Genomic DNA, 19,517 nt, shown 5'->3' with positions numbered 1-19,517 from the left:
GTATAGCAAAGTAGCATATAAATTTTTATAGATAGGTTCTATCCCTTAATTATTTTAAGGGATAGAATAGTAGGAGCTCTAAGAGTAAGTCAAAGATTAAAATTTATTTTTCCTAACTTCGTTTACTATCGCCTTAGCCATGTCATCAACATCAGATGTTACTTCATTTGCTTTATTGACAATTACTACATTTTCTTTTGTAAGTGTGTCTATTTGAGCAACTGATTGATTTATCATATTAATTCCTTCACTTTGCTCTTTTATAGACTCACTCATTTCATTGATTGATTGAGCTAGTACATTTGTATTTGCTTCGATCTCTGTTAGAGATTTTTGAGTTCTCTCTGCTAGTTTTCTAACCTCATCTGCAACAACAGCAAAGCCTCTACCATGCTCTCCTGCGCGTGCTGCCTCGATTGCGGCATTAAGAGCTAGTAAATTTGTTTGATCAGCTATATCTCTAATAATAGTTATGATGTTTTTAATCTCATCGCTTTGTCTAATAACATCAGATGTTTTTTGAGATATTGCATTCATTGAGCTTGACATTTGCTCTACTGCGGCAGCAGACTCTTGAAGTGAGCTTGCTTGTACATTTGCGCCTTGAGTTAGTTCTTTCATTGACTGGCTTAAAGACTCAGCCTTTTCTTCTAGTACGTGGGCTTGATCTAAATTTGCCCTTAACATCTTGGCTATCTCTTCACCAAGAGCATTTATACCAACCGCCATTTTGCCATCATCTTCAAGCCTTTTAGTAAAGTCTTGTTTTTTAAAGCTTTCTAGTAGATTTAACACGTCATCGCCATTTTCCGCAATAGCATGTTTTAGTGCGATTTGTAAGTCTTTGAAAGTTTGTTTTAGCTGGCTAAGTGCAGGATTTGAAGTATCTGCATTAAGCTGAGCTACGTAGTTACCTTTACCGATTTGATTTACAAAAGTATTTGCTTCTTTAATGAAATTATTTTGCTCAGATAAATTTGCCTCGATTTGTTTGATATTCTCATTTATCAGTGCACTCATCTGTCCGATCTCGTCACTACCACTACGATCTAAAAATTCAGCTTTATTAGATTTATAATTTAAGAAGTCAAAAAATCTAACTAAGCCATTTTTAGTCTGATCTATACCAGAGATCAGGTTTTTACCTATTAATGTAGATACTAGCAACATAAGCAAAATACAAATCGCAATCACAATAGAACTTATAATAAGTTCGGTATTTGCATCGCCCTTAATGCGTATTGCATCTTTTTGCATATTATCAAGTAGTTTAAGCTCAAGCTCTCTCATCGCATCTATTGTAATGCTTATCTTTGAAAACCAACTTGCTGCATCATAAGATACATCTTCAGTGGCAACTACATTTTTAATAATATTCATCGCATCTATAAAATCAGCCTTTTTTCTAGCGATAGCGTCAAATTCATCGCTAAATTCTTTTGGGTTGTAATCGTCAAAATCCTGCATAAATTTATTTATAACGCTATTTAGTGCAACTACTTTATTGTAGTCCTCTTTGCTTATGCTCTTTTTAGTAAAAACCCCATTTAAAGTAGCACGCAAAATACCAAAAGACTCTTTTATCTCACCGACAATAATGATACGCTTTAGGTCATCTACCAAGCTAGGCTCGAGCTTATCACTATATCCATTTATAGCAATAACCTCTTTTCTTAAAATTTTTGTTATACGGCTAATTAGATCATTGCCACTTTTTTGATCTACATTTGAGCGGATACTATTTATCTCTGAAACTATTTCATTTTTCTCTTCAAGTTTATCAATCATAGCGTCTACTTTTTTACGCTGCTCTAATAAATTTTTATTATCCCCTCCTGCTAGCACACCTGAGCTAAATCCGCGTTCTTTTTGCATCTCATGGATAAAATTATTTTGATTGATTATTGTATCCACGATTTTCTCGCTAAATTCTGCTTTTGAGCGAGTTTTTAAGATACCATTTAGCATGTATGCGCTCATGATACCAAGGCCAATAAGACTGACGATGACTATCGCCATAATCTTAGATTTAATACCTAGATTATTCATTTTCTCTCCTTTTAGTTTTTCTTAATATCTGCTTCAAAAAATAAAGCCATACGACTTTAATACTTAAAATTTATCAACCAAAAAATACTTTGGGTTATTTTTATAAAAAATATCAATTAACGCATTTATGTAAAATTTTAATTTATATTTAGCTTTATTAAATAGTAGGAATTTTTTAACAAAATTGTGATACATGCAAATAGAAAATAGCACATTTAAAATAAATGCCGTTCTCATCCTGAGAAGCTTCATTTTTTCTCCTTGAAAATAATTAAGTCATTTTATTAATTTTACTTTTAAAAGATGTTAAATTTTAAAAATTAGAAAAAAGTGAGTTTTTGCAGAGAATTCCTGCTTCTCTGCAAATTTTGTATTTAGATTTATTTCTTTAATCCATATTTATCTAGCATTTTGTCAAATTCGCCAGATTTTTGTAGCTCATCGATTGCTGCATCTATCTTCTTGATAAGCTCAGTGTGTTTGCCTTTATCAAACGCCATTGCAAATCCTTCCGTGCCATCAGGAACTCTTAAAAATTCTTCCAAATCTGGATTTTGTTTTAAATATTCAACCCCTATCGGACTATCAGTTAGCACAACGTCGATTTTGCCAGCGTTTAGTGACATGATAGCAGCTGCTACATTTTCAGCAGGTATCGACTTAGTGGTTATGCTTTTGGCTGCTTCTTCTTGCAATGTTCCAACTTGAGCTGAAATTTTCTTATCTTTAAGGTTGTCTTTATTTACATCTGAGCCTTTTTTGCGGATAAATAAATTTTCTGAAAAATAATATGGCTTGGTGAAATCAACCGATTTCCTTCTCTCATCAGTTGCACTCATTCCGCTTATGGCAATATCAATTTTACCGGTTTTTAATGCTGATATCAGTCCATCAAAGCTCATATTTGCAACATCAAATTTTATTCCAGTTTTTTTGGTGATCTCATCTAATAAATCTATCTCAAAGCCAACAATTTTATTGTTTTCATCAAGATATTCAAAAGGTGGATAATCAGCACTTGAGCCAACTTTATAAACTACATTTTTACTAGCTTCTTCGGCATTATTTGCTGTATTTTTTTTATTAGCGTCATCACCACAACCTAGTAAAAATAAAACCAAACTTGCCATCAAAAATTTTAAAATTTTACTCATTTTCTACTCCTTTAATGATTTAAAATTTTGCCTAAAAACTCTTTTAAACGCTCATGTTGCGGATTTGTAAAGACATTTTTTGGTGTGTCATCAACTGCGATTTTGCCTTTATCCATAAAGAAAATTCTATTTGCCACATTTCTTGCAAAGCCCATTTCATGGGTCACAACAAGCATCGTTATACCCCTTGCAGCAACATCTTTCATGATATCAAGCACCTCTCCGATCATCTCAGGATCAAGCGCACTTGTCGGCTCATCAAAAAGTATCACTTCTGGCTCCATCGCTAGGCTTCTAGCGATCGCGATACGTTGCTTCTGTCCGCCTGAAAGCTTGTGCGGATAGGCAAATTTCTTATCACTTAGCCCAACACTTTTTAGCAACTCATCAGCTCTTTTTTCTGCACTTGCTTTATCTAAAATTCCCGCTTTTATCGGAGCTAGAGTTAAATTTTGTAAGACGTTTTTATTTGCAAAAAGATTAAAGTGCTGAAAAACCATGCTCACTTTTTGGCGAATTTTATTTATGTCTGATTTTTTATCTAAAATATCTTCGCCATTTATCTTTATGTGCCCGCTATCTGGCTCTTCAAGGCGGTTTATGCAGCGTAAAAATGTGCTTTTACCGCCACCACTTGGACCAATTATCGCTATAACTTCACCTTTTTTTATATCTACGCTAATATCATTTAAAACTCGCAAATCGCCATAACTTTTGTTTAAATTTTTAATCTCAATCATGGCGGTTTAATCTCCTCTCGAGTAGTTTTGTCAAAAGTGTAAAAAATTTAACACTCACATAATAGACAATACCTGTAAAAATGACTGGCTCTGGACTATAAAAGACCGCTTGCAAGCTCTTACTTTGCATCGTGATATCAACGACGCTTATATAGCCCACGACTGATGTCTCTTTAAAAAGTGAGATAAACTCATTTGCAAGAGCTGGCAAGATGTTTTTTGTAGCTTGTGGAAAAACTATCTCGCGCATCGAAACATAGTAATTTAGGCCCATCGCACGAGCTGCTTCCATTTGTCCTTTATCAACGCTATTTATGCCACTTCGCACGATCTCGGCCACGTAAGCAGAGCTATTTAGTCCAAGTGCGATGAGAGCTACATAAAAATTGTCACTCCATGTTGCAAAAATGACAACTGAAAAAATAAGAAGTTGAAGTATTACAGGTGTTCCACGTAAGATATCGATATACTCATCAATTATAAAGTTTAAGACTTTAATATTTAAAAATTTAATAAACGCCAAGGTAAATCCAAGCGTTATGCCTATGGCAATACCACCTATCGTAAGTCCTAAAGTCACTCCGTAACTTTTGATATAAGCGATCTCTTGAGCCTCACTAAGATCTCTTGGATAGAAAAAATATGCTCCAAGTGAGACGATTATTATAAAAAATAGAAATTTAGCTAAATTTTGAGCCTTCAACTTCGTCCTTTTCTTTAAAATATGGCTTTAAATAATACGAAAAAATTTATATCATTTTGCTTAAAAGCGTTTAAGGATCGGCACTGAATGTTGTAATTTAAAAAAATTTATATTAACATAAGCCATTTATCTTAATTTGAAAGGAAATTTATGAGCTTTGGGTCTTATTTAGCCATCGCCATCTATTTTGGCTTTTTGCTCTTTATCGGACGATATTTCTACGATAAAAACGCAAGCATGAACGAATATCTGCTAGATAATCGTCGAATGGGTCCAGTAGTTACTGCACTTAGTGCTGGTGCTTCTGATATGAGTGGTTGGATGCTACTTGGCGTGCCCGGAGCCTTATACGCAACTGGCATAGCAAATGTGTGGATGATAATCGGTCTTATCATTGGAGCTTACTGCAACTATCTATTTTTAGCAAAGAGGCTTAGAATTTATACTGAGGTTGCGAGTGATAGCATCACAATACCAGACTTTTTAGAAAATCGCTTTAAAGATAGGACTAAAATTTTAAGAATCATCTCTGGTCTTATCATTTTGATATTTTTCACACTTTATGTAAGTAGCGGCATCATCGCTGGAGGAAAGACATTTGAGAGCTTTTTTGGTTTAAAATTTGCCTATGGAGCGGTCTTTACGCTTGTTATCGTGGTCTTTTACACATTTTTTGGTGGATTTAAAGCAGTTAGTATAACTGACGCATTTCAGGGGCTTTTGATGTTTTGTGTCCTAGTCTCGATCCCAGTCGTGGCATATCTAAATTTAGACTTGCCAAGCGATACAAATTTACTAAAAGAGATAAGCAAGCTTGATGCAAATCACCTAAATCCATTTAGAGATCAAACTTTTTGGGGAATTTTAGGACTTATGGCTTGGGGATTTGGCTACTTTGGACAGCCACATATCATCGTTAGATTTATGGCGATACGCGACTCAAAAGAGCTTGCTAAAGCAAGAAGGATCGGCATTGGTTGGATGAGCATTGGGTTGCTTGGTGCGATTATGAGTGGACTTATCGGCTTTGTCTACTTTAGTCAAAGAGGCGGACTTAGCGATCCTGAGACTGTATTTTTAAAGCTTGGCGAGTTACTTTTCCCACCATTTTTTATAGGTATTATCATCTCAGCTGTGCTTTCAGCGATCATGAGTACTATCTCAAGTCAGCTTTTAGTTACGTCTAGCTCAGTAACAAAGGACTTTATCTTTGCATTCTATAAAAAAGAGATTAGTCAAAATACACAAACAGCGATCAGTCGCTATGCTGTTGTAGTAGTGGCCATAGTTGCTACTATACTTGCCTTTATCTCGACAGACAATGTCCTAAACGTCGTTGGCAACGCTTGGGCTGGATTTGGTGCGAGCTTTGGACCAGTGCTACTTTTTAGCCTCTACTGGAAGCGCATGAGTGCACTTGGAGCACTCGCTGGCATGATAGCTGGAGGTGCGACAGTAATATTTTGGATCACTTCAGGGCTAAACACTTACGTTTATGAAATTTTACCTGGCATCATAGCGTCTTGTATAGCGATCATTAGCGTAAGTATCTGGGGCGATGCGATAAATAAAATGACGAGCGAACCTCACGAGCAAGTCATAAAAGATGAATTTGAAAAGATGAAAACAAGGCTTTAAGCCTAAACTTACAAGAAATTCCTAGTATCTTGTGCTAGGAATTTCTGCTAATTGCCTCTTAAAGTTTTAATCCCTTTTTTAGTTTTCTTATCAAAAATCTAGCTGGATGAAGCTCGTGAAATAGCGACCTTTCTATACAAAGCGGACGATCAAGCACAAGATCGGCTACCAAATTTGCTCCAAGTATCGCTGTGCCAAGACCTCGCGAGCCGTGAGCAAAATTTACAAAGATATTTTTTTCATAGCTTGCTTTTGGATTGTTATCTTTATTTTTACTCCAAAATAGCCCTTTGTAGTTTTGCTTGTAAAATTCTTCGTCGTACAAGGCACCAATTATTGGAAACCTGTCTCCACTATAACTTCGGTAGCCTACTTTTGCACCGATAATGGTTGCTTTTTTGATATCAAAAAACTCACTTACGTCGTTTAAATTTTTAGTATTATCTTCTTCTTTTGGTATGTCACAAATTTCATTTCTGGCGTAAGTTGCCCCTATAACTTGCATACCTTTAATGACTGGGCAGATGTAGCCTTTTGCACTTAGTGGCATAGTATTTTTAAGTATTGGTTTTAGGTGGGTGACTTGACCACGGACACTGCTTATTTGCATGTCGTAGCCATTAAAAATTTCACTACTCTTACTGCCAGTGCAAAAGACCAAAATATCAGTCTCTAAATTTTTACCGTTTTTAAATTTAACGCTGATTTTACCATTTTGTAGATGCACCCTGCTCTCATACTCGTGATTTAATAAAATTTCAAAACCGCCTGATAAAAATTTACAAATTTCTCTTGGTCTAGCGTATGCACCATCTTTTATAAATATGCCAGGATATGGCTTTAGACTCTCATCAAATTTAAAAATATCGCTAGCAGCTTGATCCTGCCACGAACCATATCTTTTAATGAGTTCTTCATCAAATGCGTAGTCGATGCAGCCGTTAAATTTAATAAGGCTTTTTGGCAAAGTTGCCTTGTAAAATCTCACTGCTTGCAAAAATGCGTTTAAGTGCATGCGACCTAAATTTACACCAGGCTTGGTAACTAGCGGCATCAAAGCGCCACAGTGATTGCCTGAGCCATTTGTAGCCACTTCGCCTTTTGCCTCAGCGATCACCACTTTAAAGCCATTTTTGGCTAGTTCGCCAGCTGTTGCAAGTCCAGCCACGCCAGTTCCTATGATAAGTGCTGTTTTGCCTTTTGGCTTAGTTAGTGGTTCGCATCTCGCAAACCAAGCATCCTTTAAATTTTCATCCGTTTTTTCTAGTACGGCGCTGCTCATCTGGCGTTTTTTAGTATAGCCCTCTTTTAGGCTTAGTAGAAAGCCAGCACCCTTTAGTCCGTCTTTTACCATTTTTGCGCATGAGTAGGTTCTAGCAATAGTACCAACCCTGCTTAGTCTTGCGATCTCTCTAAAAATTTCTTCGCTCCAGATTGAGCCATTTTTACTTGGAGCAAAGCCGTCTAGAAACCAGATGTCAGCGCTAAAATCAAGCTCAGATAAAATTTCTTTAGCCTCACCATAACAAAGATCAAGGGTGATGTTTGGAGCAAAATTTATACGGTGTATGCCCTCAATAAGCGGTGGGTAGAGCGAAACCAGCTTTTTGGCATAAGCTTTAAAAATACCTAAATTTTCATAAATTTCTAAAAGATCATCTTTTTTAATAGGATTTTTTTCGATACTAACAAAGTGAAGTTTTTTAGAGCTATTTTTAAATTTCTTACAAAGTGTAAAAAAATTTAGCCCAGCACCAAAGCCAGTCTCGGCGACTATAAAGCTATCTTTGCTCTGCCAAATTTCATCAAGTGCGCTTGCAAAGACAAATTCGCTCTCAAGCCAAGGTTTTTCGGTATTAAAGTAGATGTCGCCAAACTCTTCGTTAAATGGAATTTGCCCTTTAAAGCTTAAATTTGCATTTTTCATCTATTTTTTGCGAAATATCCATCTATGCCGTTTGCTATGCCGTTTGCAAGGGCGCTTTGATATGCATCATTAAAGAGCTTTTCGCCCTCAACTGGATGCGTTATATAGCCGATCTCAACAAGAACTGCTGGCATAAGAGCACCAACAAGTACCCAAAACGGCGCCTCTCTCACACTGCCATCACTTGCAGCATAGACCTTTCTAGCACTTGCTAAAATTTCTTTTTGGATATCAATGCCAAGCTTGTTTGAGGCGATGATCTTCTCACGGTTTAGCACGTTTAGAAATGTCTGCTGCGAAAAGTAGTTCATCTCTTCGATATCTGATTTGTTCTCAAGCGCAGCCGCATTTTTACTACGTTCACTTCTTGCAGGCGATAAGAAAAATGTCTCAATACCGTGCATGCTCTTTGCCTTTGTGGCATTTGGAGCGGCATTTGCGTGAATGGAAACAAATAGATCAGCCATCTTGTCATTTGCAAATTTTGTTCTTGTTCTTAAATTTATAAAGACATCGGTTGATCTAGTAAAATAGACCTTGTAGCCACGCGCTTTTAGTATGTCGCCAAGCTTTTTGGCTACGCCTAAAACGGCTGTTTTTTCTTGCAGTTTGCCATTTACTGCACCTGGATCAGTGCCACCATGACCCGGATCGATGACGATCGTTTTGTTGCGTGAAAATTTACCAGTCGCAACTGGTGGCAAAGGTGCAGCCACTGGCTCACTTTGTGCAGGCTGCGGCTTTAAATTTGGCTCAGGCTCTTTGTGTGGCACTTCTTCATTTTTGTTTTTAGTTTTATGAAGTGGCGTTTTTACATTTTCGTTTGAGATAAAATTTTGAGCACTGATTACAAGCAGATCACCTGTTGCATTTGCTTTTATAGTCTTTTGGACTTTATCAGAAAAAATAACTCTAACAGTGTTTTTATCATACTGCGAGATATGAATATAATCAGATATAAAATTTTTATAAGTTAGCGAATTGCCATTTAATCTACCATCAATGTCCATAATGTTTTTATATGTATTTTGCTGCTTTAAAAAGGATGTTTTTAGTTTTGCAGTATCGATTTTTGTATTAAATTTAAGCACTAAAGTGTCATTTACCTTGGTTGCACTAAGTAGCGTCAAAGTAGTAGCGCTAGGCGTACTAGCGCTCTTTACGCCATTTAGTGCATTTAGATCTTTTATATACCCACTTGAATTAAAACCAAGCGATTTCGAGCTGGTTATGAGTCTTGTGAGTGCTTGTTTTTTTATATTTTTATCGTTTTTGATGATCGCGTCGACATAAATATCTTTTATATCGTTGTGAAATTTAATCTTTGCGCTTCTGCTTGAGCTGGCAAAATTTTTATCAAATTTTGCAAATATCTCAGAATTTGTCGCAGCAAAAAGAAAATTACAAACAATAAAAAAGAGGATTATCGCTCGTTTCATTCACCATGTACCAGCTTGTGCATTAACTCTTTTACGCTTATTAGCTCTTTTAGTTTATATCCATTTGCTCCAGTGAAAAATAACCCAGTCTCTTTTTTGCCACTAAATGAGTCAAACAGCCTATCAGCAATGCAATATCCAACCTCTTTAGCCCCTTTGCCCCTTTGACAAGGGCTCACGCAGTTGCTTATACACTGGATCTTTGGTCCCATCCTTTTTTCTACCAAATTTATCAAATTTGTTCTAATCCCACGAGCCGGATAGCCAACTGGACTTTTTATAAGCTCTATGTCCTTTTCCTCGGCTGCTAGTATCACTTCTTTAAAGCCAATATCTGCGTCACACTCATGAGTTCCGATGAAGCGTGTACCCATTTGAACGCCGTCTGCGCCTAGCGATATTGCTTTTTCGATATCATTTTTATCCCAAATTCCACCGGCTGCGATGAGCGGAAAGTCGCCCCACTCTTTTATCTCGGCCTTTACTTGTGGGATTAGATTAAATAGCGAAAACTCAGGATCAAGGCACTGCTCGTAAGTAAAACCCTGATGCCCACCGCTTAGTGGTCCTTCAAGCACAACCGCGTCTGGCAAGCGATCATATCTTTGTAGCCAACGTTTGCAGATGATTTTTAGTGCTTTTGCACTTGAGATAATAGGAACTAGCGCGACTTCTTTAAAATTTTGTGTAAATTCTGGCAAATTCGTAGGTAGCCCAGCACCTGACACGATGATATTTATACCGGCTTCACAAGCGTCTTTTACCACTCTTGCGTAGTCATTTGCAGCATACATTATATTCACACCAAGTGGCAGGTCGCCACAAATTTTTCGTGCATTCTCAATAATTGCTCTAAGACCTCTTGTAGAGTAGAAATTTTCACTTCCAAATGGCTTTGCATTTAGCTCTTTGTTTATAAATTTACGATTTTCATAATATCCTGTGCCAACTGAGCTGATTATTCCAAGACCGCCTTCTAGGCTGACATTGCCAGCTAGTTTGTCCCAGCTGATACCAAGCCCCATACCACCTTGAAATATCGGATACTTTATCTCATATTTTCCTATTTTTAATGGCTTTAACTCCATCTATTCAACCTTTACTTTTGCAAATTTACGCTTTCCAACTTGCAAGATATATTCACCTGCCTCTAATTTTAACTGCTCATCGCTAATCTTTTCTTGATTAATGCTAACCGCATTTGCCTTTATGTCGCGTCTTGCTTGAGAATTTGACTCACTTAGCTCACACTGCGATAAAGCTTCCACGATCCAAACTGGTGCTTTTAGGCTAAATTCTTTGATATCAGTTGGGAGCTGATTTTGAGAGTGCACGCTATTAAACTCAGCCATCGCAGCCTTTGCAGCCTCCTCGCCGTGATACCTCGCTGTTATCTCGTACGCAAGGTCCTCTTTTGCTTTTTTTGGATGATACTTGCCGTTTTTTACATCGTTCATTAAATTTTCTATCTCACCAAGACTTTTTGTACTTAAAAGCTCGTACCAACGCCACATTAGCTCATCGCTTATACTAAGCGTTTTTGCAAACATATCATTTGCATTTTCGGTTACACCGATATAGTTTCCAAGACTTTTACTCATCTTATTTACACCATCAAGCCCCTCAAGAAGTGGCATCATGATGACAGCTTGCTCTTTGCCGACATTATATGTTCGCTGTAAGGTTCTACCCATTAGAAGGTTAAATTTCTGATCCGTACCGCCCATCTCGATATCGCACTTCATAGCAACGCTATCATAACCTTGAAGAAGTGGATACATAAATTCACAAATTGAAATTGGACTACCAGATTTTATCCTTTTTTCAAAATCATCGCGCTCTAGCATTCTAGCGACTGAAAATGTGCTAGTTAGCTCTATCATTCCAGCAGCTCCAAGCTCATTTGACCATTTTGAGTTAAACATTATCACGGTCTTTTTTGGATCTAAAATTTTAAAAACTTGCTCTTCATAAGTTTTGGCATTTTTTAAAACTGTCTCTTGATCTAGCTTTTTTCTAGTTACTGATTTACCGGTTGGATCGCCTATTTGAGCAGTGAAGTCGCCTATTAAAAACTGCACGATTGCACCATGTTTTTGAAGAAGTGCCATCTTGTTTAAAACGACTGTGTGTCCTAAATGAAGGTCTGGAGCAGTTGGATCAAAGCCAGCCTTTACATAGAAATTTTCACCTTTTTCATAATAGTTTTTTATTAAATTCTCAACTCTTTCAAAGTCAATAATCTCGGCAACACCGCGTTTTATCTCTTGTAAAATTTCAGCTATATCTTGCATTATCTTTCTCCTAGTTATGGTATGGATCGCTTTGCGAAACGAAATCTATAATCTTATATCTATCTTTGATCTTCTCTCTTAGCTCGTTTGCATCGATATTTTCGGCTATCTCAACACTTATTTCAAATGTATCACCGCTAAGGTCATTTGCTTCGTTTAGCGAGATTGTAGCCAAATTTACATCTAGTCTAGCAAGATATGTTAAAAATTCAGCCAACGCACCTTTTCGGTTCTCTAGATTTAATAAAATTTTATATCTATGTGGGGCATTTCTAGTCCATTTGACAAAGATGATCTCATTGCCCTTATCCATAAGCTTCCCAGCACGCTCACAAAGTTTGTGGTGCACTGTCACATTGTGCCCATTTTTAAAGCCAACTATACTATCGCCTCTTTTTGGATTACAACAATAGTCAAACTCGACATTTGAAATTTTATGATTTGAGTAGATTACGATATTTTCAAATTTCTGCTTTTTAACCTGATATTTGTCGCCCAAAGAGATCATAAAAGGACGCTCTTTTTTTATATACTTTTTAAGCATATTTACAACCTCTTGCAAAAATTCGCTTTCAGTTGCAGCACGAAAAACTTTTTTGCCTAAATTTTCATGCTCTATCCAGTCTAAAATTCTATCTTTTGAAACGCCAAAAACCGACTTTAAAATATCAACTGCGATTTTATAATTTATATCTTTTATCTTTTGCTTGCAGTATGTTCTTATCGTAGCCCTTGCTTTACCAGTTCGAACACTATTTATCCACGAACAGCGAAATTTTGCCTCCTCGCCAGTTACGATCCTTACAATATCGCCGTTTTTTAGCTCTGTTAAAAGTGGCATCCTGACGCGATTTATATAAGCTTCTTTTGCGTAAAGTCCGATCTCTGTGTGAATCTCATAAGCATAATCAAGTGCAGTGGCTCCGCGCGGAAGCGTAAAAACCTCGCCTTTTGGCGAATAGACCGCAATATCTTCTATATAAAGACTATCTTTTGCATATTCATAAAGCTCTTCGACGTTACTTTCGGCTTCATTATTTTGCATACCAATGTCGTTTAGCCAGTCAAGTTTTGGATTTAGTAAACTGCCCTCGCCGTTTTTGTATTTCCAGTGAGCCGCGACACCGTATTCGGCGGTTTTGTGCATATCGTAAGTACGAACTTGCGCCTCAAAAATACTCTTATTATCAAAAATAGTTGTATGTATCGTTTGATAACCATTTTGCTTTGGAAGCGCAATATAATCCTTAAATCTCGAAATAAGAGGATTAAAATTTATATGCAAATTTCCAAGCGCAAGATAGCAATCAAGCGGCTTTTGCACAAGAATTCTAATAGCAAGCAAATCAAGCACCTCTTCAATCGAAATACCTTTTCTTTGCATTTTTAAATAAATCGAATAGTAATGTTTTATGCGTTTTTGTATCTCAAAAGTACCCTCAATAAAGCCATTTTCAAGCAAAATTTGATTTACTTTTTCGTAAAAAGCATTTAGCTTAAGGCTAAGTTGCTGCTTATTTTTATTTAAAAAGCTATCGATCTTGGCGTATTCTTCTGGCATCGCATATTTAAAGCTTAGATCCTCAAGTATGTTTTTAATCGATGAAATTCCAAGCCTATGAGCGATCGGAGCATAGACCATAAGCGTCTCTTCAGCAATTCGTTTTTGTTTTTCTACTTTTAATGCATCAAGGGTTAGCATATTATGAAGTCTGTCACAAAGCTTAACCACAAGAACTCTAACATCCTCAATGGAGATTAAAAGCATTTTTCTAAAAGTTAGCGCCGAACTTGCTAGTTTTTCGTTACTACTTGAGCTTGCAAGCTTGTTTTCTCTTATAGCAACTATCTTTGTAAGCCCCTCAACCAGCTTTGCCACTTCATCGCCAAATTCAGCCTGAACTTCGCTAAGTGTAACTTCAGTATCTTCAACTACATCGTGAAGTAGTGCAGCTATGACCATACTCTCATCTCCACCCATATTTGCTACTATTGATGCTACTAAGATAGGATGGATTGCGTATGGCTCGCCACTTTTGCGATATTGACCAGCATGAGATGTGACACAGCTATCTATAGCTTTATCTAATTTCTCGCTTCGTTCACAAAGAGAAAAGAGCAGCGTTATAGCTTCTGAAACATTTTTACAAGGTAAAATTTGTTCTATTAGCTGCTCTAAAAAAAGACTATTTTCCTTCAACTATTGCCTCTAAGCCTATTTTGCCCTCAGCTACTTCAAGTAGCGCAATGTCAGCAAATTTCATCTTTGAAGTATCGGCTTCTACAAGTACTACTGCTCCATTTGCTAGTGCTTCTGCACGCTTTGCTACGATAAGTGAAAGTTTATATCTATCATCACCAACTTGTTTTAACGCTCTTGCTGTTATTTGTTCTGTTCTCATATTTATCCTTTTTAAAATTTATTTTACTACTGAATATAGGGCTGCTTCTTCTTCATTTATTATTTTTAATAAATTTCCAGCCTTAAACATATTACAAACCAAAATCGGCAGTGAGTTATCTTTTGCTAAAGCTATGGCAGTATCGTCCATAACCTTGATATCATCGCTCATTGCCTTTTCATAGTTTAGTGATTTTAATAGTTTTGCATCTTTGAATTTTTTAGGGTCTTTGTCATAAACGCCATCAACCTTTGTAGCTTTTATGATCATATCTGAGCCGATCTCAATAGCTCTTAAAGTTGCTGCTGTATCAGTTGTAAAGAAAGGATTGCCAGTACCTGCAGCAAATATAACGACTCTCCCTTTTTCCAAATGGCGCTGTGCACGTCCAACGATGAAAGTCTCACAGATCGCTTCCATTTTTATAGCACTTTGCACTCTTACCTCTAGCCCGCTTCGCTCTAACGCCTCACGCATCGCTATTGAGTTGATAACAGTTGCAAGCATGCCCATGTGATCGCCGCTCGTTCGTTTAATAATGCCATCTTTTGCGGCACTCACACCGCGTATAATGTTGCCACCACCGATAACGATGCCAACCTCGATACCATTTTCAACAAGCTCTTTTATCTCATTTGCTATAAATTTAAGCACCGCCGTATCTATGCCAAAACCATTTTCTCCCGCTAAAGCTTCGCCTGAAAATTTAACCAATACGCGTTTTCTTTTACTCATTGTCTTGCTCCTTAAAATTCACGCATTCTAGCCAAAAAGGCTTTAAATTTAGTTAATAGCACTTGCAAAGCGGCTATTTTGAGATCATCTCAAGTGGATCGATGTGGTAATTTCTTTGCGTCACTTCAAAGGTTAGATCGTTTCTAACTCGGCCTATAACGTAGCCTTTTTGCACAACTGAGCCGACTTTGACCGTTGGTGCGATTTGACTTAGGTGAGCGTAGATCGTGTGGATGCCATTTTCGTTTTCTATAATGACTACATTTTCAAGCATTGGAGTTGCTTTCGCAAAGACCACTTTGCCATTTAGCACGCTTTTGACCTTGGCATCTGGCGTGGTTGAGCGAAGCGTGACTGACTCGTTAAAAATTTTGATGTTATATATTGGATCTACGTAATTTCCAAATTTTTGCTTTACAGTGTAGCTATCAAGAGGAGCGATTGTCTTTGCACCTGAATATTTTTTGACCGAGCTTGTTTGATAGCCTCCGCCCATTGGCTGGCTTTTTTCGTCTTTTTTGCCACTCTTGCTGGCTACTTTTTCTTGTTTTTCTCTAGCGGCACGTGCGGCTTCGTCCTCTTGTTTTTGCATGATAGCGAGCTGCTCCAGTGTCTTTCTTAGCTCATCTTGTTGGGCTTGAAGCTTGGCTAGCTTTTTGCTGTAAATTTCCTTATCGCGTTTTAGTCCGTTTATAGTATTTTTTTGCGCACTTTCTAAATTTTGCAAGTCACTTTGCTTGCGTCTATAGTTTTTGATGCTCGAGTTTATCTCGCTTATTTTGTTTGATTTATTTTTTATCTTCTCAATCGTATCTTCATAATTTTGGCTAAGTCTTTTAAAATCCTCTTTTGTGATGGCATTTAGCTTGGTTAAAATTTGAGACGAGATGATGCTCTCCTCGCTTTGCTTGCCCTCAGTTGCAGACATCAAAAGATCAAACGAAAGATCTTCTGCGATGATCCTTATCATATTTTGCTCAAGCTCTTTTTGTGTGCGTTCTAGCTCTTTGTTTTGCTTAGTTAGATCATCAAGCTCAATAAGTGCTTTTGAAGCATTTGTCTCAAGGACTGAAATTTGACCCTTTAAATTTGTGATATCACCACTTATGCCACGAAGTTTTTTCTCGCCATTTACGATATCACCAGCCAAATCATCTAGCTTTTTACTAAGCTGCTCACTCATCGCCTGACTCGATCTTAGCGAGTTTTTGGAGTCTTTGATCTTCTCTTTGGTATTTGATGCAAAAGCTAAGCTAAAAGCTAGCAAAAGTGTAAAAATTCCTTTTCTCATATCGTGCTTTTTCTAGCCTTACTCATCACTAAACTAACGGCAAAAATGCTTAAAAACATAGCCACGCCAAATAAAATAAAAATATCCCTTGAAGGATCAAGGCTAGGCAAAACTACATCGATGCTTGCGGCATTTTCTCTAAAAATTTCAATGCTGGGCAAGAAAAAGAAAAATGCACCGACTGCAGTGGTCGCAACTAGACTATCAACCATAGCTGATTTATAAAGCATGGCCGATTTTAGCCAAAAAGGTGCTCCAAAAAGTGTCATAATCTCGATGCGCTCCCTATGCTCAAATAGCCAAATTTTAGCCTGCTTTAGCATAAGCATAAGCCCAACCACACAAAGTATCGCCATAAAAGCATACGATATGCTTTTTGCCAAATTTAGCATTTTAAAGACTTTGTCATGAGTCTTTGAAAATGTCTCGACCTTTGTGATGCCATCAAATTTTAAAAGTTTTTGCTTTAACTCATCCATGTACTGCGGTGTCGGAAATTCGCTAAGTTTTAGTGAGTAAAATTTAGGTAGCGCATTTTGCAGTATGGACAAATTTTTAGCAGAGATATCATTTGAGAGGCGGTCGATGATCTTTTGCGGGCTTAGTGGCTCGATGCTAGATAGATTGCTAACCACAGGCTTTAAAATAGCATCACTAAGCTCTTTACTTGAAACTATGACGATGTTGTAGTCATTTCCCATGAGTCTTTCATAATCTCTCACAATCTTATCGGCAGTTAGACTAAACTGCACGGAAAACAAAAGTGCGATTAGCGGCAGGATGAATCCAAGATGATTTTTAAGCGATCTCATGCACGCCTCCATTTTCTATGACGAAGTGACGGTACGGGATACGAAGCGTTGAGGGAATGTGATGAGTCACCACAACGACGCTTGTGCCTAAAAATTCCCTAGCTGATTTTAAAAGCGACCAGATGACGTCGCTTGAGTATTCGTCTAAATTTCCAGTTGGCTCGTCGCATAAGAGCAAATTTGGATTGTGCGCTAGAGCCCTTGCCATCGCCACTCTTTGCTGCTCGCCACCGCTTAGCTCACGAGGGTATTTATCGGCTTTATGAAGCATATTTACATGTTTTAAAAGTTTAGCCACTTGCTTTTTGCTCACATTTTGATTGATGCCTTTGATGATGAGGGGCAGCATGACGTTTCTTTCCACATTCCATTCATTTATCAAGCGATAATTTTGAAATATAATGCCAACTCGCTGCCTAAGCTCACAAAGTCTTTTGTCATCGATATCATCCATTTGTGTCATGCAGACATTTAGCTCTCCAGCAAGAGGTGAAATTTCTCCATAAAATGATTTTAAAAGCGTGCTTTTTCCACTTCCGCTCTTGCCTGTGATAAAGACAAAATCATTTGCATAAATATCTAAATTGACGCTATTAATTACGATTTCATCGCGTTCATAAGCTAGGCTCAAATTTCTTGCACTAATTATCTCTTGCATCAGCCAAATACTCCTTCAAAAGCTCGTGTGCAGCCAAATTCTCACGAATTAAGATCGGTTTTTTTATAAAATATTCGCTTTTTTCATCGCTTATTTTGATAAAACATTGCTCAGGTTTATTAAATGCTCCAAAAGCAACTTTTAGCAAAATTTCACCCTCGTTTATGGTGTAAATTTCTTCAAAATGTAAAAAATAATCCTCTCTTTTAATGATGAAATTTTTAAAATTTTTAATGATATTTTTTACGTTTGTCTTTTCTTTGAAGCTAAAATCCCCAACTAAAACACTCTCGCCACTTTCAACCTCACAAGTATAAATGACGTCATAAATATCCTTATCTTGACGTCTCCAGCGGTCTTCGTACTTACTAGTTACTTCTAAATTTCTATTTTTAAAAGCTTCTATCTTTGAGTTTGTAGGCTCTAAAAATTTACTCAAACTAAAGTCGCAATACTCCTTACTATCAGTCCTTAACTCAAATTTACCGCCAAGCTTTAGTATCCTTTCACATTCAAGTGCAAATGCCGATGAGACCACACGTCTATGCTCTGCTTTATCCCACGGCACTGGAAAGTGTAAAAAGACTTTATCAACTAAATTTGAGCCAACGAGAGAGAGTAAAAGTCTGGCGTCAGTATTGATTAGACGCACGTTTTCTAGGGCATTTGCCCTAGCTAGCTTTGCTACTTGCTCGATGCTTGGCTTATAGACTTCTATTCCGATAACTAGGGCATTTGGATTGTTTTTAGCTTGATAAAGCAAGTGCCTGCCAGAACCAAAGCCGATCTCGATAAAAATCTCTTTAAATTTATCTTTTAGCTCGCAAAATGCTGGCACAAATTCTTCAAGGCTTAAAATTTCACTCACTTTTTTAGTCAAATTTGTCTTTTTTACAGCAAATGCTTGACTGATTACACCATTGCAATTTTGCTCTTTAAAAAGCTCCAGTGCCTCTTGCAAAAGACCAACTTTAGCTGGCTTTGTAAGCTTCTCTCCCTTTACAACAACGCCATTTTTACCGGGCTTTACAACTAGAAAAAAGCTCTCTTCTTCATTTTTTGTGTAGATGAGCCTCTCGTTTCGCCCATTTGCCTGCCAAAGAAATTTGACTTTGTCATTACCAAATGGAAATGAGAGCTCTTTTAAAGACGAAGCGATGAAATTTGGCATTATTTTATGCTAACTTCTGCTTTTGATGACTTGTCAGAGGCGATGCCGTACTCATCGATAGCTACGACGCTGTAAGAATAGCTAGCTCCTTTTTGCACGCTATCATCTCTAAGTCCAGTACCATCTATGCCACTAAAAATTTTCTCACTTGCACCACTTCTATAAACCGTGTACGAACTGGCTCTATCAACTGCGTTCCAGTTTACACTTACGCCGCTACCATCGTAGCTAGCGCTAATATTTGGAGCCTTTGGCGCACCAAGCGTTATGCCCACAATCGGCTCTTCTTGTTTTAAACTCTCAAGGCCGTCTTTATCGACTGCTGTAACCCTGTAATACCTCGTAGCTGCATTTGTGTTTATGAGATCTTCATAGGTGTTGCTAGTCGTTTTTGCCAGATATGTGTAAGGTAAAATTTTACTCACTGTCCTATAAACCTTAAAATAAGCAAAATCCTCAGCTGGCGCGTAATCCCAAGTTAAAATTATCTTTTTTGGTGCATTT

16 protein-coding genes and 2 pseudogenes are annotated in these 19,517 nt (G+C 37.3%); 1 reads left to right on the top strand and 17 read right to left on the bottom strand.

Translation table 11 applies throughout. The features are described from left to right. Positions 1–96: 96 nt before the first annotated feature. The 5 genes and pseudogenes from F3G69_RS09695 to F3G69_RS03380 form a co-directional block, all read right to left on the bottom strand. Positions 97–708, bottom strand: a pseudogene (locus F3G69_RS09695) (methyl-accepting chemotaxis protein); the annotation flags it as partial. Between the two features lie 555 nt (positions 709–1,263). Next, positions 1,264–1,875 (bottom strand): annotated as a pseudogene (locus F3G69_RS09690) (nitrate- and nitrite sensing domain-containing protein); the annotation flags it as partial. A 554-nt stretch (positions 1,876–2,429) separates the two neighbouring features. Continuing rightward, positions 2,430–3,203, bottom strand: coding sequence for a transporter substrate-binding domain-containing protein (locus tag F3G69_RS03390; RefSeq protein WP_149714417.1), 774 nt, complete (start codon positions 3,201–3,203; stop codon positions 2,430–2,432). Positions 3,204–3,214: 11 nt separating this feature from the next. Then, a complete protein-coding gene (locus F3G69_RS03385) occupies positions 3,215–3,943 on the bottom strand; it encodes an amino acid ABC transporter ATP-binding protein (RefSeq protein WP_072595138.1) in 729 nt (242 codons plus the stop codon). Continuing rightward, complete coding sequence (locus tag F3G69_RS03380; protein ID WP_021091602.1) at positions 3,936–4,646, bottom strand: amino acid ABC transporter permease; 711 nt, start codon at positions 4,644–4,646, stop codon at positions 3,936–3,938. Before F3G69_RS03380 ends, F3G69_RS03385 begins: the two co-directional genes overlap by 8 nt. A 150-nt stretch (positions 4,647–4,796) precedes the next feature. Here F3G69_RS03380 and putP point away from each other — a divergent pair, with 150 nt between their 5' ends. Next, positions 4,797–6,284 (top strand): sodium/proline symporter PutP, encoded by a 1,488-nt coding sequence (gene putP / locus F3G69_RS03375; protein ID WP_149714416.1) that lies wholly within the window; start codon positions 4,797–4,799, stop codon positions 6,282–6,284. A 58-nt stretch (positions 6,285–6,342) separates the two neighbouring features. Here putP and mnmC read toward each other — a convergent pair whose 3' ends face one another. The 12 genes from mnmC to F3G69_RS03315 form a co-directional block, all read right to left on the bottom strand. Next, positions 6,343–8,211, bottom strand: a complete 1,869-nt coding sequence (gene mnmC / locus F3G69_RS03370; protein ID WP_149714415.1) for a bifunctional tRNA (5-methylaminomethyl-2-thiouridine)(34)-methyltransferase MnmC2/FAD-dependent 5-carboxymethylaminomethyl-2-thiouridine(34) oxidoreductase MnmC1 — start codon at positions 8,209–8,211, stop codon at positions 6,343–6,345. Beyond that, positions 8,208–9,650 (bottom strand): N-acetylmuramoyl-L-alanine amidase family protein, encoded by a 1,443-nt coding sequence (locus F3G69_RS03365; RefSeq protein ID WP_149714414.1) that lies wholly within the window; start codon positions 9,648–9,650, stop codon positions 8,208–8,210. Before F3G69_RS03365 ends, mnmC begins: the two co-directional genes overlap by 4 nt. Next, on the bottom strand, positions 9,647–10,738 hold the full coding sequence (locus F3G69_RS03360) for a nitronate monooxygenase (RefSeq protein ID WP_021091713.1): 1,092 nt from the start codon (positions 10,736–10,738) through the stop codon (positions 9,647–9,649). The genes F3G69_RS03365 and F3G69_RS03360 overlap by 4 nt, the downstream gene beginning before the upstream one ends. Next, the gene (gene tyrS / locus F3G69_RS03355; protein WP_149714413.1) at positions 10,739–11,944 is read right to left on the bottom strand and encodes a tyrosine--tRNA ligase; all 1,206 of its coding nucleotides are present in this window, start codon (positions 11,942–11,944) and stop codon (positions 10,739–10,741) included. 10 nt (positions 11,945–11,954) lie between these two features. Beyond that, positions 11,955–14,144: a RelA/SpoT family protein gene (locus tag F3G69_RS03350; RefSeq protein ID WP_149714412.1), complete on the bottom strand. Its 2,190-nt coding sequence runs from the start codon at positions 14,142–14,144 to the stop codon at positions 11,955–11,957. After that, the gene (locus F3G69_RS03345) at positions 14,131–14,346 is read right to left on the bottom strand and encodes a DNA-directed RNA polymerase subunit omega (RefSeq protein WP_021091717.1); all 216 of its coding nucleotides are present in this window, start codon (positions 14,344–14,346) and stop codon (positions 14,131–14,133) included. Before F3G69_RS03345 ends, F3G69_RS03350 begins: the two co-directional genes overlap by 14 nt. An 18-nt stretch (positions 14,347–14,364) precedes the next feature. After that, complete coding sequence (gene pyrH / locus F3G69_RS03340; protein WP_054196984.1) at positions 14,365–15,081, bottom strand: UMP kinase; 717 nt, start codon at positions 15,079–15,081, stop codon at positions 14,365–14,367. 73 nt (positions 15,082–15,154) lie between these two features. Continuing rightward, positions 15,155–16,372 (bottom strand): murein hydrolase activator EnvC family protein, encoded by a 1,218-nt coding sequence (locus F3G69_RS03335; protein ID WP_149714411.1) that lies wholly within the window; start codon positions 16,370–16,372, stop codon positions 15,155–15,157. Next, positions 16,369–17,184, bottom strand: coding sequence for an FtsX-like permease family protein (locus tag F3G69_RS03330; protein ID WP_149714410.1), 816 nt, complete (start codon positions 17,182–17,184; stop codon positions 16,369–16,371). The genes F3G69_RS03335 and F3G69_RS03330 overlap by 4 nt, the downstream gene beginning before the upstream one ends. Next, a complete protein-coding gene (locus tag F3G69_RS03325) occupies positions 17,171–17,842 on the bottom strand; it encodes a cell division ATP-binding protein FtsE (protein ID WP_021091805.1) in 672 nt (223 codons plus the stop codon). The genes F3G69_RS03330 and F3G69_RS03325 overlap by 14 nt, the downstream gene beginning before the upstream one ends. Next, positions 17,826–19,013, bottom strand: a complete 1,188-nt coding sequence (gene trmB / locus F3G69_RS03320) for a tRNA (guanosine(46)-N7)-methyltransferase TrmB (protein ID WP_149714409.1) — start codon at positions 19,011–19,013, stop codon at positions 17,826–17,828. The genes F3G69_RS03325 and trmB overlap by 17 nt, the downstream gene beginning before the upstream one ends. Next, entirely contained in the window at positions 19,013–19,438 is a 426-nt protein-coding gene (locus F3G69_RS03315) for a fibronectin type III domain-containing protein (protein WP_223155868.1), read from the bottom strand. Before F3G69_RS03315 ends, trmB begins: the two co-directional genes overlap by 1 nt. Between the last annotated feature and the right edge of the window lie 79 nt (positions 19,439–19,517).

Origin of the sequence: Campylobacter concisus (genome assembly GCF_902460625.1) — a bacterium.
Lineage (GTDB): Bacteria > Campylobacterota > Campylobacteria > Campylobacterales > Campylobacteraceae > Campylobacter_A > Campylobacter_A concisus_AD.
This window is presented reverse-complemented; position numbering and strand designations above follow the sequence as displayed.

Bases quoted from the DNA above. Each gene is read 5' to 3' on its own strand.
- F3G69_RS03335 (WP_149714411.1), bottom strand. From the start codon at position 16,372: ATGAGAAAAGGAATTTTTACACTTTTGCTAGCTTTTAGCTTAGCTTTT.
- F3G69_RS03345 (WP_021091717.1), bottom strand. From the start codon at position 14,346: ATGAGAACAGAACAAATAACAGCAAGAGCGTTAAAACAAGTTGGTGAT.
- mnmC (WP_149714415.1), bottom strand. From the start codon at position 8,211: ATGAAAAATGCAAATTTAAGCTTTAAAGGGCAAATTCCATTTAACGAA.
- F3G69_RS03330 (WP_149714410.1), bottom strand. From the start codon at position 17,184: ATGAGATCGCTTAAAAATCATCTTGGATTCATCCTGCCGCTAATCGCA.
- F3G69_RS03390 (WP_149714417.1), bottom strand. From the start codon at position 3,203: ATGAGTAAAATTTTAAAATTTTTGATGGCAAGTTTGGTTTTATTTTTA.
- pyrH (WP_054196984.1), bottom strand. From the start codon at position 15,081: ATGAGTAAAAGAAAACGCGTATTGGTTAAATTTTCAGGCGAAGCTTTA.
- tyrS (WP_149714413.1), bottom strand. From the start codon at position 11,944: ATGCAAGATATAGCTGAAATTTTACAAGAGATAAAACGCGGTGTTGCC.
- F3G69_RS03365 (WP_149714414.1), bottom strand. From the start codon at position 9,650: ATGAAACGAGCGATAATCCTCTTTTTTATTGTTTGTAATTTTCTTTTT.
- F3G69_RS03325 (WP_021091805.1), bottom strand. From the start codon at position 17,842: ATGCAAGAGATAATTAGTGCAAGAAATTTGAGCCTAGCTTATGAACGC.
- putP (WP_149714416.1), top strand. From the start codon at position 4,797: ATGAGCTTTGGGTCTTATTTAGCCATCGCCATCTATTTTGGCTTTTTG.
- F3G69_RS03385 (WP_072595138.1), bottom strand. From the start codon at position 3,943: ATGATTGAGATTAAAAATTTAAACAAAAGTTATGGCGATTTGCGAGTT.
- trmB (WP_149714409.1), bottom strand. From the start codon at position 19,013: ATGCCAAATTTCATCGCTTCGTCTTTAAAAGAGCTCTCATTTCCATTT.
- F3G69_RS03360 (WP_021091713.1), bottom strand. From the start codon at position 10,738: ATGGAGTTAAAGCCATTAAAAATAGGAAAATATGAGATAAAGTATCCG.